The sequence below is a fragment of the Thiothrix nivea DSM 5205 genome (assembly GCF_000260135.1).
In the GTDB taxonomy this organism is placed as follows: domain Bacteria; phylum Pseudomonadota; class Gammaproteobacteria; order Thiotrichales; family Thiotrichaceae; genus Thiothrix; species Thiothrix nivea.
On the sequence record NZ_JH651384.1, the window covers coordinates 1,299,647 to 1,313,404 of the forward strand.

Below are 13,758 nucleotides of genomic sequence, written 5' to 3' on the forward strand. Positions count from 1 at the left end.
CATCCCCAATGACTGTACTATAGCCCCGTTTCCCGTTATCCCTGAGAAGAGAGTCAAGCAGGAATGTGACCATTATTAACCTGATCCATCCTTGGTGACAGCCCACGAACAGGGTAATTTATTCCGCCATATCCCCAGAACAGGGGATTAAATCCGATAAGGCACAAAATTAGACTGCTTGCTAAACTTACACCTACCCCCATGACCGCGAGCATTCCCCATGAGCAAGCCGACCCGAGTCATCATTGTGGAAGACAACCCCGAAGTCCTCCAACGCTTCACCAACATGATTGTTGTTAGCCCCCATTTCCAGCTGATCGCAGCCTGTGACAATGCCACTGACGCCAGCAAGGCCATCGACAATTTCCAAGCCGAAGTCTTGCTGACCGACCTTGGCCTGCCCGATGGCAATGGGCTGGATTTGATCAGGCAGGCATACCAGGCCCATCCCGACATGCACATCATGGTGATCAGCGTGTTCGGCGACGAAAAGCATGTGGTGGCCGCGATTGAGGCAGGCGCGACCGGTTACATCCTCAAGGACGACGACCTCGCCGAAGTGGAAGGCGCCATCCTGCAAATGTGCGCAGGCGGTTCCCCGATCAGCCCAGCGGTCGCCAGCCACCTGCTGAAACGCCTGCGCCCGGAAACCGACAGCGCCAACCTGACCAAAACGGAACTGGAAGTCCTGCAACTGATAGCCAAAGGCTTCACTGCGCAGGAAGTCGCCGACATGAAACACGTTTCATACCACACCGTTACGTCCCACATCAAAAACATCTACCGCAAACTGCACATCAGCACCCGCGCCGAAGCCGTGCAGGAAGCCATCCGCAGGCGGCTACTGTGAAAGCATTGCGTTTCCTGCGCGTATTCTGGTGGCTGCCACTGTACATCGCTGGCCTGTACCTGCTGACCCAGCAACTCGACCGGTTGGATTTCGCCCCCGATGCGCAATGGAAGGTATCACTCAAAGGCGAACAAGACGGTCTGACCTACACCACCCGCCTGCCCGCTTACATCACCCAGGTCGACAAACCCAGCCTGTTGGTGCTGAACGTGCAGCAGAACGTCGCCATTTATTACGCAGATAATGCCCAGGCAGGCGGCAGCGGCAGGATGCAAAAACCGGTATCGCGCAACAAGCATCGCCCGCTGCTGTTTCCCCTCTACGATAGAACTACCCTGCAACCCGGCGAATTGCTTACCCTGAAAATCGCCACTACCAGTACTCACCGCCCCTTTGTAGCCAATGCCTACCTTGGCCCCGCCGCTGCACTGGAGCGCTCCTTTGACCTCAACAAACTGTGGCGGCAGGAAACGGTCAAGGCGGTAGTTGCCATCCTGCTGCTGACCTCGCTGGTAATCGGCAGCATCTGGCTGGTATACCCGCGCCGCAAGGAATACCTGTGGTACGCGATCGGCACATCGCTGTGGGCAGCGCACAGCAGCAACCTGTTGGTGCGCGACATTCCGGTATCCGACGAAGTATGGGCAGGTCTCGTACCTCTCTTGATCGGGCTGAGCATGGTGTCGCTGATCACCATGATTTACTACTATGTCGGCCTCAACAAACGTACTTCACGCCCCTACCGGCGCTGGCTGCGCTACCTGTGGGCAAGCGTGCTGGTGCTGGCGATACCGCTGTTCCCCGTACCCGGCATCCCCCGGCTGGAGTTCGGCTACAGCCTGATCTGGAACAGCATCCTCAGCCTGCTGTTCAGCCTGGTGCTGCTGTACTTGCTGTGGCTGTACTGGCGGGAACAGAACATCCGCCGCCTGCTGCTGGTGCTGTGTGCCTCCGCCATGCTGGTGTTTGGCGTGCATGACGCCATCGCCGCGCAGACCCCGTATTCCACCAGCCCGTTCCTGCTGCATTTTGCCGCCATGCTGACCTTGCTGGCGCAGTATTATTTGCTGGTAAAACGCTTCATTTACAGCCTCAAGCAAAGCCAGTATTACGCCACCCATCTGGAAACCCTGGTGGCGGAACGCGAGCAGGAACTGGAGCAACGCTACCAGCAAATCCGCCAGATGGAGCAGGAAAAAGCCAAGGCGGACGAACGCGAACGCATTATGCGCGACATCCACGATGGTTTCGGTGGGCATCTGGTTTCCACCCTCGCCATGCTGGAACGCCCCGACGCCCGTCTTCCCGAGATCAAAACCAACATCCAAGATGCGCTCAGCGATTTGCGGCTGGTGATCGACTCGCTGGATTTCGACTCGCAGGACATCACCACCGCACTCGGCATGTTCCGCAGCCGCAACATGCGCAAAATCAAGCAGGCTGGTTTCGACCTGAAATGGGGTATTGAGGATATTGCAACGCCAGCGGATTTCGGCGCGGAAAAGACCCTGCAACTGCTGCGTATTGTGCAGGAAGCCATCACCAACAGCCTCAAGCACAGCGGCGGCAACAGCATCACCGTCAGTACCGGCACGGATGAAAACGGCAACAGTTTCGTGCAGGTTGCGGATAATGGCAGCGGCATTCCCGTCAGCTATCAGGCGGGCAAAGGGCTGGCCAGTATGCACAAGCGGGCGGCGGCGATTAGCGCGGGCATTGACATCCGCAACGCGCCCTCAGGCAAAGGCGCGCAAATACACATTACGTTGCCAGCAAATGATCCAGCACCTGCGCAATCACCGCATACGCATAAACAAGAGGCTGCCGTAGGTATCTGATCCAGCACCTGAGCAATCACCGCATACGCATAAACAAGAGGCTGCCGTAGGTATCGAAAAAGCCGGAGCCTTTGCCCGCCACATTGCCCCCACCGTATCGCTGTGGTAGCCGCCGTCAAATGCCAAGAAACGGGTACGACGGGAGCGCCCTGGTTTGGTTACGCCAGTATTGCAGCGCCATTTTCAGCGGCACCCGTAACCCAACTTGAGGGCTTCCACCGCTGCATAGACACGCCGATCCTTCTCGCTGAGCGTACTATAAAACCGTTGCTTCGCTTGTTCCATTTCAGGGCGGTATGCGCATATCACTGTTTAAATCACCAGATGGAGGATGATGCCAGAGGATAGCGACATACCGGTAGGCTGGCTATGCAGACTTTGGGAAATTGTTTCGTGCACGTTCCTAAATGCGCTTAGTGGGGTGTCCGGTTTTACTTGACCAGAACAACCGCATCCGGGCGCACATCGCCGGACTTGAGTTCAACCTGAGCATTTTCACCTTGGGAAATTAATTGACGAATAACGTCACTCATCCTGCTTATTCCTGCATTTTGGACAATCAAATAAGCCCTAGCGTAACACGGAACAACTCACCAGACACTCGTACCATTTGACCACAACACAACCAAAACCTACCAGCAACAAGTTTTATGGGCTAGAATGCCCCGATGTCAGTTATTTACAGAGTAGTGTTAGAAATTTACCTATGAAAACAAGGATGTCGATCCGACAACTCCTGATGGCTGTTGTCTTGTTATGTGTATCCATCAACGGTTTTGCCGCTTCATGCGACCAGCAGCATGTGAATGTGCTGCTCCAGAAGGCCGCCACCTACAACGACGCCATTAACGCCGCCGCCAAACGCCACCGCATCAACCCCGCCCTGATCAAGGCCGTCATTACCGCCGAAAGCTGTTTCAGGAACGAAGCCCGCTCCAACAAGGGCGCTGGTGGCCTGATGCAGCTCATCCCCGCCACTGCCAAGCGCTTTGGGGTCAATGACCGCTTCGACCCAGCGGAAAACATTGAGGGTGGTACACGTTACCTGCGTTGGCTGTTGAACCGCTACGGCGGCAGCGTCCCCCACGCTATTGCGGCTTACAATGCAGGGGAAGGCCGGGTAGACCAGTACGGTGCGGCAGTGCCATTTCAGGAAACCGCCATTTATAGCCGCCGGGTATTCAATGCGTATAACAAGCTGGCTAATAATGGGCGCAAACCTGCACCTGCCAAACCTGTGAAAGTGGTTCACCGACCCGCACCGAAACCGGAAAACCGCTGGCAATGGGATGAATACGGCGACTAACAGGTGGCATTAGCCTGCATCTGATAGTGTATAATTGGCTCATTTGCTATTGGATAAACAGGAAGCACAAACATGAGTTGCATACTGCCCCCTGTCTGCGTTTTCTGCCAGCATTTTCTGGAGAATGACCCTGACAGGGAATGTCGGGCATTCGCCGAAATCCCCGGCGTGATCATAGAAGGTAAGTGCGACCACATTGACCCCTACCCCGGCGATGGCGGCTACCGCTTTGCCCTGATCCCCACTGAGCTGGAAACCTTCCTGGAATTGAATGAAGTCAGGCGCGAATTCAACCTGACCGAGTACCGCCTGCCAGCAGCTTAAGCCTCTCCCAACCCCTGCATCAGGTCACGCTGTATATCCTGAATATTTTCCAACCCGACCGATACCCGCAACAAGCCATCGGCAATGCCGGACTGTCGCTTTTGTTCAGCTGACAACCTACCATGAGTGGTAGTCGCAGGGTGGGTAATAGTGCTTTTCGCATCGCCCAGATTCGCGGTAATCGACAACATACGGGTGGAATCAATCACCTTCCAGGCCGCTTCCTGCCCTCCTCTGACAATGAAGGAGACAATCCCGCCGAAACCGCTTTGCTGCTGCCGAGCCAGTTCATGCTGCGGGTGTGCGGCAAGGCCGGGGTAAAACACCTGCCCGATTGCCGGATGCGCCTCCAGCCAATGGGCAAGTTGCATAGCATTGTCGCAGTGCGCCTTCATCCTGAGGCTCAGGGTTTCCAGCCCCTTGAGGAAAATCCACGCATTGAATGGGCTCATGCTGACGCCGCCGGTGCGCAACACACCGTACACATCCTTGCCTACCCGTTCGGCATCGCCAACGATAGCACCACCCAAAGCGCGCCCCTGCCCATCCAGATACTTGGTGGCGGAATGCACTACGATGTCCGCACCCAGTTCCAACGGGCGCTGCAAGGCCGGGGTACAGAAACAGTTGTCAATCACCAGCAGGCTGCCGTTGCGGTGGGCAAGTTCCGCCAGTTCGCGGATGCTTACGACCTCGGTCAACGGGTTGGCGGGCGTTTCTGCAAACAGCAAGCGGGTATTGGACTGTAAACCTGCCTCCCAGTCAGCCAGGTCGGTCAGGTCAGCGAAACTGATTTCCACTCCGAATTTGCCGATATAGTTTTGCAGCAGCAGCGTGGTCGTGCCAAACACGGAGCGCGAACACAACACATGGTCACCCGCTTTCAGCAAGCCCAGCATGACCGCAAGGATGGCAGACATGCCCGAAGACGTTGCCACGCAACTTTCACCGCCTTCCAACGCTGCCAACCGTTCCTGGAAATAGCGTACAGTCGGGTTGGTGAAACGGGCGTAGATATTGCCCGGCTCGCTGCCACCAAAACGTGCTGCCGCCTCCGCCGCGCTGCCAAACACAAAACTGGAGGTGGGAAAAATAGCCTCAGAGTGTTCCCCTTCCGCAGTGCGCACATGCCCCGCGCGGATCGCCAGGGTTGCAAATTCCCATGCATTGTTATCCAAAACTGCTTGTCCTGCCTAGGGTTTACGGGCGGCGATGACCACCAGCGTGTCTTCGCCTACCCGGTCGAACAACTCCATGACATCGCGGTTGCGCATACGGATGCAGCCGTGCGAAGCAGGCCGCCCCAGCTTACCTTCTTCGTCTGTACCGTGGATGTAAATGTAGCGTTCGTAAGAATCGACACTACCACCCTTGTTGAAACCGGGTTCCAAACCATCCAGCCACAGGATTCGGGTGGTCACGTTGTCTTCACTGCTATCCTGATCAGGGCGGGTGAGGATATTAGCAATGCGGCCACTGTTCTGACGGGCTTTGAAAATGGTGCCCAGCGCTGCGCCTGCGCCAATTTTCTGCGCTATCCTGTGTACGCCGAGGGGCGTCTGCTCGCTACCCTTGCGGCTTCCCACCCCCTTGAGCGCGGTTGAAACCACCCATTCACCGCTAACACGGCCATTTTCCACCAGTTGCATTGTTTGCGCACTGGCATCCACCAACAGGAACCTGTCAGCAGAGTAAGCAGGAAAGCGCTTTGCCAGGTCGTGGGCGATAAAACCCATGTTTGCCCCTTGTTCATGGTTGGCTGCTGCCATCGGCGGTGACGGCTGGGGCGCTGGTATTGGCCGGGGCTGGGCTTGCGGCGGCGGCATCATCACCATGCCTGCACCCCCTGTTGGGCCTGCCGCGCTGCACCCTGCATTAAGCACTATCGCAAATATCAATGGCAGCCATATCCTTGTCGCGTTTAGTTTGTTCTTCATCATTGCGTAAAGCCTCCAGTTCAGCAAAATAATCACCGTCTTCCCCTGTTGCATAACAGCCGGTGAATACCGAGCAATCAAACGCTTTCAGGCGGGTATTGCCTTTGCTGACCGCTGCAATCAGGTCTGGCAACGGCAGGTAGACCAGCCAGTCAACGCCGATGGCCTCCCCTACTTCCTGATCATTACGCCCGTGGGCAATCAATTCCCTGGCGGCTGGCATGTCAATGCCGTAAATGTTGGGGAATTTGATCGGCGGCGATGCTGACGCAAAATACACCTTTTTCGCCCCGGCGTCGCGCGCCATTTGCACGATTTCGCCCGAGGTCGTGCCTCGCACGATGGAATCATCCACCAGCATGACGTTCTTGCCCTTAAACTCCAGCCCCAGCGGGTTGAGTTTCTGGCGTACCGACTTCTTGCGCTTAGCTTGCCCCGGCATGATGAAAGTACGCCCGATGTAACGGTTCTTGATGAAGCCTTCGCGGTAGGGGACACCCAGGGTATAAGCCATTTCCAGCGCTGAGGTGCGGCTGGTGTCGGGGATCGGGATCACCACATCAATGTCATGCTCCGGCCACTCGCGCATGACGTATTCCGCCAGCTTGCGCCCCATGCGCATCCGCGCCTTGTGAACAAATACATTGTCGATGATCGAATCAGGGCGGGCAAAATACACGTATTCAAAAATACAGGTCGAATATTGCGGGTTAGCACTGCACTGGCGGGTAAACACTTGCCCATCCGGGCAGATGAAAATGGCCTCACCCGGCTCAATGTCGCGCACCAGCTTGTAGCCCTGCGCATCCAGTGCCACGCTTTCCGACGCCAGCATGTATTCCTTGCCATTTGCGCTTTCACGCATCCCATACACCAGCGGGCGGATGCCATGCGGGTCGCGGAAACCCACCAGACCGTCACGGGTCAGCATGGCCACTACCGCATACGCTCCCTTGCAACGCTTGTGCACGCCCCCCACCGCCGCAAAAATGTCATCTGGTGTCACATGCAGGGCATTCTGGCGCAACAATTCCTGGGCAAACACGTTCAGCAGGATTTCGGAATCCGACTCGGTGTTAATCTGGCGGCGGTCTTGCTGGTACAACTCCTTTTTCAGCACAGGCGCATTGGTCAGGTTGCCGTTATGCGCCATCGAAATACCGTAAGGGCTGTTGACGTAAAACGGCTGCGCTTCGGCAGAAGATGACGAGCCTGCCGTCGGGTAACGCACATGCCCAACACCCATGTTTCCTTGCAACATACGCATATGCCGCTCATGGAAAACATCTTTTACCAACCCGTTTTCACGTCGCAGGTAAAGCTTGCGCCCATCGCTGGTGACAATCCCTGCCGCATCCTGCCCCCGGTGTTGTAACACAGTCAAGCCATCGTACAGCGCCTGGTTGACTGGCTCTTGAGCAATAATCCCGATAATTCCGCACATAACTATGCCTTCACGCGCAACGAAAACGTCATATTCTAACCCCGTAAAAACAAAACAGCCATGCACGATACATGCATGGCTGCAAACTGTCCTGCGGAACCCGCTTTTGCCTATGGCTGGGCTGGAGCGCTGACCGGACGTTCAAGATAATTGGAGAAATCCTGCGGGATCATGCCCCTGACAACCGTCGCTGTATTTTCAAACCAAGGCATCAGGATGGAGTCCTTCCACCACGCCTGTTTCGGGTAAGCCGTCAGCCCCATCAGCAACACCAACAGGGTAATGATCAGACCACCACGCAACACACCAAACGCTCCGCCCAGCAAGTGGTCAACCCCGCCCAACCCAATGGAAGCCACGGCAGCACTGAGCAAGTAATTGATGAAAGCGCCAATGATCAGCACACCGAAAAAAATGATGGCGAACGCAATACCCATGCGCACCACCTCACTTTGCACGGCAAACGGCAACTGGCTGGACAACGGCTTTACATACAATATTGCAAAGCCGAAGGCCGCTACCCAGGTCGCGAGGGAAAGCGCTTCCCTGACGAACCCCCTGATCAGGCCAATAATGGCCGACAATACGATTAGGACAATGATGCCCAGATCCAGGATTTCTGCTGTCATTGCTTAGTTATTTGCTGGTCACGAAGCTGCTTTGCACGTGCTGGTTCTGGGAGTAACGTGACTTCATTTTGGCCTGAGTGGCTTCGGCAGCGGCGCGGTCAGTGAAACCGCCAATGCTGACACGATAAACAGTCTTGCCACCTACATTGGCAGGTGAAACCCGTGCATCATAACCGTCAGCCCTGAGCGGAGTGGCGACCCCCTCTGCCTTCGCCTTGTCGGAACTGGCAATAACCTGTATGGAGAAATTACCCTTACCTGCATTTGCAGCCGGGGTGGCAGCCAGATCCTTGGCTTTTGCTGCGGCAGCCTTCTCAGCGGCAGCCTTCTCAGCAGCGGCTTTGGCGGCGGCACTTTCCGTAGATTGTGCTTTTGGCACCGGCCTCTCGTTCACCAGCACAACCTTGGAACTGCCAGATGACGCTGGCTTGCTGGTCGGCGGGGTGCTGCTGGCTGGTTTGTCCTGCTGGGCCAGGGAAGCGCTGCCGCCTGTTGCGGGCTTGCTGGCAGATGCCTGTTGCTTCCCCTGGGTTGCACCACCAGCGGTATCCGACCCCGCGCCACCCATATCCACTGACTGGGCATCACCGGTTCCCATACTGCCAGTGCCTTTCTTGACCTGACCGTCAGTATCCACTACGTCACGGACTTCACCGCCCGGGCGCACACTCAAACCGGTGGTATTGGCAACCGTCTCAGGCATTTTCACCTCAACACCAGGAATCAGGCCACCATTCTGCTGGGCAGCACCTGCTTGCTCTTGGGAACCATCCGTCCCGGTCATGCCGATACCTTGCTGCTGGGTTTGGTCGCCGACATTTTCGCCTTCACCCACCACGCTTGGTTTCTGTTCATCACCACCACCAACACCAGGGAATCCTAGAATCGGTTTGGTTTCGGCTGTCTGGTCCATCGCCATGCCTTGCTGGCCATCACGGTTTTTGCCTTTCAGCAACCACGCCAATAACAACGCCGCGACCAGCACCAGTACGACTGCGCCGATCATGCGTTTGGTTGTAGCCTTATTATCCATATTGATTCACTGCTCCTTTATATGTGACTGTGAAATGACACTCAAAAACGTTTTTGCTCAAATGTTATGACTGGATGACGCTTGATCTGCCCTGTGGTGGGGCAGTAATTCCAACATACCGGATACTACCAGAAAAGAGCCGAAAGCAACCACCCTGTCCTGTTTTCCCGCGCTTAAGCGCAACGGCTCCCAGGCTGACTGAAAATCAGGGCAGACATGGATGGGCGTTTCCACCCCGGCTGCACGCATGGCCGTTTCCAGTGCTTTGATCTCAGTGGCTCTACCCGTCGGCAGGGAAACTAGCCACCAAGCATCCACGCACTCCGCCATTGCCGTTACTACCCCGGCAAGATCCTTATCCGCAAGTATAGAAAAAATTGCAAATGTTTTACCCTTCACGCCATTTTTTTTCAGCCAGGAGGCCAGTTCCATGGCGGCCTGGGGATTATGGGCAACATCCAGGATCAATTCAGGCTGTTCGTGCACGTGCTGCATACGCCCGGTCAGGGTAACGGCAGCCAAACCGCTGGTGACCACCTCCCCCGACACCGGCAAGCGACCTGCCAATTGTTGCAAAGCAGTGATGACACAAGCCGCATTGCGCACCTGCACTTCCCCACGCAAGGCAGGTGCTGGAACACCTTCCGTACTAAAATCACGCCCGTATTGCAACAGCTTTGCACCAACCCGGGCTGCTTCGCTGGCGATGGAAGCCGGTGGTTGCGGGTCGCCACACACGACCGGCTTGCCAGCACGCATGATGCCGGCTTTTTCCTTGCCTATGTCTTCACGGTTATCGCCCAGCCAGTCGACGTGATCAATGCCAATACCGGTAATAATAGCAACGTCGGCATCCCACAGGTTACAGGCATCCAGCCGCCCACCCAGACCGACCTCCAGTACCATGACATCAACGTTTTCTTGCAGGAAACACCAGACTGCCGCCAGCGTACCAAACTCGAAATAGGTCAGGTCAGTCTTGCCCCTGGCCTTGTCGATGGTTTTAAAGGCGGCACAGATGGCAGCATCCATTACCGGCTCGCCATTGATGGCAATACGCTCGTTGTAGCGCAACAGATGGGGGGAGGTGTAAGTGCCGACCTTGTAACCCTGCTGCCGCAGGATTTGTGTCAGCATGGCGCAGGTGGAACCTTTGCCATTGGTGCCGCCTACCGTGATGACGGGTACGGGAAGCTGGAGCAGCCCCATGCGCCCCGCCACCAGACGGATGCGTTCCAGACCCAGTTTTATCGCTGACAGGAACAGATTCTCCTGCCAACGCAGCCAGTCATCAAGTGTTTTCAAGCAGCTTCCGGTTGTTGGATAGGGCTGGGCTTATGTTGCAACATGGAAACCAGATCGGCAATGGTTTCGCGCATTTTATTCCGGTGCACGATCATGTCAATGGCACCCTTTTCTTGCAGGAACTCGCTGCGCTGGAAACCTTCCGGCAATTTTTCGCGCACGGTCTGCTCGATAACGCGCGGCCCTGCAAACCCGATCAGCGCCTTAGGCTCACCAATCTGAATGTCACCCAGCATCGCAAAACTGGCGGAAACCCCACCCATGGTCGGGTCGGTCAATACCGAAATGAACGGCACATGCTTTTCGCTCATGCGCGTCAGCACTGCACTGGTTTTGGACATCTGCATCAGGGAGAACAGTGCCTCCTGCATCCGTGCCCCGCCACTGGCCGCAAAACAGATGTAGGGCATTTTCCCCGCCATGGCAGCTTCCGCCCCACGCACAAAGCGCTCACCGACCACCGACCCCATGGAGCCGCCCATAAAACGGAAATCGAATGCAGCCACCACCATCGGCACGCCCACCACCGTGCCTTTCATCACGATCAGGGCGTCTTTTTCACCGGTTTCCTTCTGCGCGGCCATCAAGCGGTCTTTGTATTTTTTGGTATCCTTGAACTTGAGCATGTCGGTCGGTGCAACATTGGCCGCAACCTCTTCGCGCCCGTCATTATCCAGAAAAATATCCAGACGGCGGCGGGCATTGATACGCATATGATGCTCGCACTTGGGGCAAACATCGTTGTTGCGCTCCAGCTCAGCCCGGTACAACACCGCTTGGCAGGAGGGGCACTGATGCCACAAACCTTCCGGAATGGATTTTTTCTCGGTAATTGCCGTATCGGTGCGAATGCGTGACGGCAGCAGTTTTTCAAACCAACTCATGGAATGTGTTTACTCTTGGGTTCAGGCATCCATTGCAGTGCGCATGGATGCCAGCAAATGACTGATATTATGCATAATGGCGGCATGATCATCAGGTGTTGCCTCAATCTGTTTGATCACGGCACTACCAACCACCACGGCGTCAGCGACTTTGGCAACGGCAGCAGCGGATTCGGCATCCTTGATACCGAAACCAACACCCAGCGGCAAATCGGTATGTTCGCGGATTTGGGCTATGCGTCCGGCGACTGCGCCAACGTCCAGCGTGCTTGCGCCGGTGACACCTTTCAGCGATACGTAATAGACGAAACCACCACCGGCTTCCGCCACGCTTTTCATGCGCATGGCTGGTGTGGTGGGCGACAGCAGGAAAATCGGATCAATGCCGTGCTCCTTGAACATCGGTAGTACCCCCATACCCTCTTCCGGTGGCAAGTCGACGGTCAACGCACCATCTACACCCGCCTCTTCGGCTGCTTTGGCGAATTCCTCATACCCCATGATTTCGATCGGGTTCAGGTAACCCATCAGCACCACTGGCGTGGTCTGGTTGGTCTGGCGGAATTCTTTCACCATGGCGAGGATGTCTTGCAGGCTGGTTCCGTGTACCAAGGCGCGTTCGTGCGCCTGCTGGATAGTCGGACCATCCGCCATCGGGTCGGAAAACGGCACGCCCAGCTCAATGATGTTGGCTCCGGCTTCCACCATGCGGTGCATCAGCGGTACGGTAATGGAAGGGTGTGGGTCGCCAGCAGTGACGTAGGGAATCAGCGCGGTCTTGCCCTGCGCTTTCAGGTCGGCGAAACAGGCTGCGATGCGGCTCATAGGGTGATGCCCTCCAGACGCGCGATGGTGTTGATGTCCTTGTCGCCACGCCCGGACAGGTTGACGATGATGATTTGATCCTTATCCATGGTCGGTGCGAGTTTCATGGCGTAGGCCAATGCGTGGCTGCTTTCCAGCGCCGGAATAATACCTTCCTTGCGGGTCAGGGCGTGGAAACCTTCCATCGCTTCCTGGTCAGTCACGGCGACGTAGTTGGCGCGGCCTATATCTTTCAACCATGCGTGTTCCGGCCCGACACCGGGGTAATCCAGACCAGCGGAAATGGAATGCGTTTCGATGATCTGGCCGTTGGTATCTTCCATCAAATAGGTACGGTTGCCGTGCAGCACGCCCGGCTTGCCTGCGCACAGCGGTGCTGCGTGCTTGCCGGTTTCGATGCCATCACCGGCAGCTTCCACGCCGTAGATTTTCACGGATTCGTCTTGCAGGAACGGGTGGAACAAGCCGATGGCATTGGAACCACCACCGACACAGGCAACCAGCGCATCCGGCAAACGGCCTTCCAATTCCTGAATCTGTTGGCGTGCTTCACGGCCAATCACGCACTGGAAATCACGTACCATCGCAGGGTACGGGTGCGGCCCTGCCACCGTACCAATGATATAGAAAGTATCGTCGACGTTCGTCACCCAGTCGCGCATCGCTTCGTTGAGCGCATCCTTAAGGGTTTTGGAACCGGATGTGACCGGAACGACTGTCGCCCCCAGCAATTTCATGCGGAATACGTTGGGAGCCTGACGCTGCACATCCTCTGCACCCATGTAGACCACGCATTCGAGTCCAAGGCGGGCGGCGATGGTGGCGGAAGCCACGCCATGCTGACCCGCGCCGGTTTCAGCGATGATGCGTTTCTTGCCCATGTATTTGGCGAGCAGTGCCTGACCGATGGTGTTGTTGATCTTGTGCGCACCGGTGTGGTTCAGGTCTTCGCGCTTGAGGTAAATTTTTGCGCCGCCCAGTTCACGCGTCCAGCGTTCCGCCAGATACAACGGGCTGGGGCGACCGACGTAATATTGCAGGTCACGGTCAAACTCGGCCTGGAATACCGGGTCGTTTTTGAGCTTTTCGTAGGCTTGTTCCAGTTCATAGATCGGCTCCATCAGCGTTTCCGCGACGAAACGCCCGCCGTATATGCCAAAATGCCCCGCGTTGTCGGGCATGGCGTTCCAGTTGAATTCGCTGAATTTCACTGACCAGCTTCTCCTGCGTATCGGTCGTACAAAACGGGGTAAGTTACCATAAGCGGCAAAACCTATCCATGCTGCAAACGGGCTATCAACGCAGAACTGCTTTGGCAATTACCTGAATGTCAGGAATATTGGTATTCGAGCCATCCTCCTTTGCAAAAGGAGGAGGCTGGGG

General features: G+C 56.2%; 13 protein-coding genes. 4 read left to right on the forward strand and 9 right to left on the reverse strand.

The window, feature by feature from the left end:
* The first annotated feature begins 220 nt into the window (after nucleotides 1-220).
* The 4 genes from THINI_RS06705 to THINI_RS06725 all read left to right on the forward strand — a co-directional run bounded on the left by THINI_RS06705 (nucleotide 221) and on the right by THINI_RS06725 (nucleotide 4,318).
* The gene (locus tag THINI_RS06705) at nucleotides 221-850 is read left to right on the forward strand and encodes a response regulator (protein WP_002707891.1); all 630 of its coding nucleotides are present in this window, start codon (nucleotides 221-223) and stop codon (nucleotides 848-850) included.
* Entirely contained in the window at nucleotides 847-2,688 is a 1,842-nt protein-coding gene (locus THINI_RS06715; protein WP_002707892.1) for a sensor histidine kinase, read from the forward strand. Before THINI_RS06705 ends, THINI_RS06715 begins: the two co-directional genes overlap by 4 nt.
* Nucleotides 2,689-3,406: 718 nt before the next feature.
* Nucleotides 3,407-3,994: a lytic transglycosylase domain-containing protein gene (locus tag THINI_RS23240; protein WP_002707894.1), complete on the forward strand. Its 588-nt coding sequence runs from the start codon at nucleotides 3,407-3,409 to the stop codon at nucleotides 3,992-3,994.
* 72 nt (nucleotides 3,995-4,066) lie between these two features.
* Entirely contained in the window at nucleotides 4,067-4,318 is a 252-nt protein-coding gene (locus THINI_RS06725; RefSeq protein WP_002707895.1) for a hypothetical protein, read from the forward strand.
* Here the strand turns inward: THINI_RS06725 and THINI_RS06730 are convergent.
* The 9 genes from THINI_RS06730 to trpB all read right to left on the reverse strand — a co-directional run bounded on the left by THINI_RS06730 (nucleotide 4,315) and on the right by trpB (nucleotide 13,556).
* Nucleotides 4,315-5,496: an O-succinylhomoserine sulfhydrylase gene (locus tag THINI_RS06730; protein WP_002707896.1), complete on the reverse strand. Its 1,182-nt coding sequence runs from the start codon at nucleotides 5,494-5,496 to the stop codon at nucleotides 4,315-4,317. The two genes, THINI_RS06725 and THINI_RS06730, sit on opposite strands and share 4 nt — an antisense overlap.
* Nucleotides 5,497-5,511: 15 nt before the next feature.
* A complete protein-coding gene (locus THINI_RS06735) occupies nucleotides 5,512-6,153 on the reverse strand; it encodes a L,D-transpeptidase (RefSeq protein WP_002707897.1) in 642 nt (213 codons plus the stop codon).
* Nucleotides 6,154-6,193: 40 nt separating this feature from the next.
* Complete coding sequence (purF, locus tag THINI_RS06740) at nucleotides 6,194-7,699, reverse strand: amidophosphoribosyltransferase (protein WP_002707898.1); 1,506 nt, start codon at nucleotides 7,697-7,699, stop codon at nucleotides 6,194-6,196.
* Nucleotides 7,700-7,809: 110 nt separating this feature from the next.
* Nucleotides 7,810-8,328, reverse strand: coding sequence for a CvpA family protein (locus tag THINI_RS06745; RefSeq protein WP_002707899.1), 519 nt, complete (start codon nucleotides 8,326-8,328; stop codon nucleotides 7,810-7,812).
* Between the two features lie 7 nt (nucleotides 8,329-8,335).
* Nucleotides 8,336-9,361, reverse strand: a complete 1,026-nt coding sequence (locus tag THINI_RS06750; protein WP_002707900.1) for an SPOR domain-containing protein — start codon at nucleotides 9,359-9,361, stop codon at nucleotides 8,336-8,338.
* Between the two features lie 57 nt (nucleotides 9,362-9,418).
* Complete coding sequence (gene folC, locus THINI_RS06755) at nucleotides 9,419-10,666, reverse strand: bifunctional tetrahydrofolate synthase/dihydrofolate synthase (protein WP_002707901.1); 1,248 nt, start codon at nucleotides 10,664-10,666, stop codon at nucleotides 9,419-9,421.
* Complete coding sequence (accD, locus tag THINI_RS06760; RefSeq protein ID WP_002707902.1) at nucleotides 10,663-11,550, reverse strand: acetyl-CoA carboxylase, carboxyltransferase subunit beta; 888 nt, start codon at nucleotides 11,548-11,550, stop codon at nucleotides 10,663-10,665. The genes folC and accD overlap by 4 nt, the downstream gene beginning before the upstream one ends.
* A 21-nt stretch (nucleotides 11,551-11,571) precedes the next feature.
* Nucleotides 11,572-12,375 (reverse strand): tryptophan synthase subunit alpha, encoded by an 804-nt coding sequence (trpA, locus tag THINI_RS06765; RefSeq protein WP_002707903.1) that lies wholly within the window; start codon nucleotides 12,373-12,375, stop codon nucleotides 11,572-11,574.
* Nucleotides 12,372-13,556 (reverse strand): tryptophan synthase subunit beta, encoded by a 1,185-nt coding sequence (trpB, locus tag THINI_RS06770; protein ID WP_211207018.1) that lies wholly within the window; start codon nucleotides 13,554-13,556, stop codon nucleotides 12,372-12,374. Before trpB ends, trpA begins: the two co-directional genes overlap by 4 nt.
* Between the last annotated feature and the right edge of the window lie 202 nt (nucleotides 13,557-13,758).

Bases quoted from the DNA above. Each gene is read 5' to 3' on its own strand.
- THINI_RS06705 (WP_002707891.1), top strand. From the start codon at position 221: ATGAGCAAGCCGACCCGAGTCATCATTGTGGAAGACAACCCCGAAGTC.
- THINI_RS23240 (WP_002707894.1), top strand. From the start codon at position 3,407: ATGTCGATCCGACAACTCCTGATGGCTGTTGTCTTGTTATGTGTATCC.
- THINI_RS06725 (WP_002707895.1), top strand. From the start codon at position 4,067: ATGAGTTGCATACTGCCCCCTGTCTGCGTTTTCTGCCAGCATTTTCTG.
- THINI_RS06735 (WP_002707897.1), bottom strand. From the start codon at position 6,153: ATGGTGATGATGCCGCCGCCGCAAGCCCAGCCCCGGCCAATACCAGCG.
- purF (WP_002707898.1), bottom strand. From the start codon at position 7,699: ATGTGCGGAATTATCGGGATTATTGCTCAAGAGCCAGTCAACCAGGCG.
- THINI_RS06745 (WP_002707899.1), bottom strand. From the start codon at position 8,328: ATGACAGCAGAAATCCTGGATCTGGGCATCATTGTCCTAATCGTATTG.
- THINI_RS06750 (WP_002707900.1), bottom strand. From the start codon at position 9,361: ATGGATAATAAGGCTACAACCAAACGCATGATCGGCGCAGTCGTACTG.
- accD (WP_002707902.1), bottom strand. From the start codon at position 11,550: ATGAGTTGGTTTGAAAAACTGCTGCCGTCACGCATTCGCACCGATACG.
- trpA (WP_002707903.1), bottom strand. From the start codon at position 12,375: ATGAGCCGCATCGCAGCCTGTTTCGCCGACCTGAAAGCGCAGGGCAAG.
- trpB (WP_211207018.1), bottom strand. From the start codon at position 13,556: ATGCCCGACAACGCGGGGCATTTTGGCATATACGGCGGGCGTTTCGTC.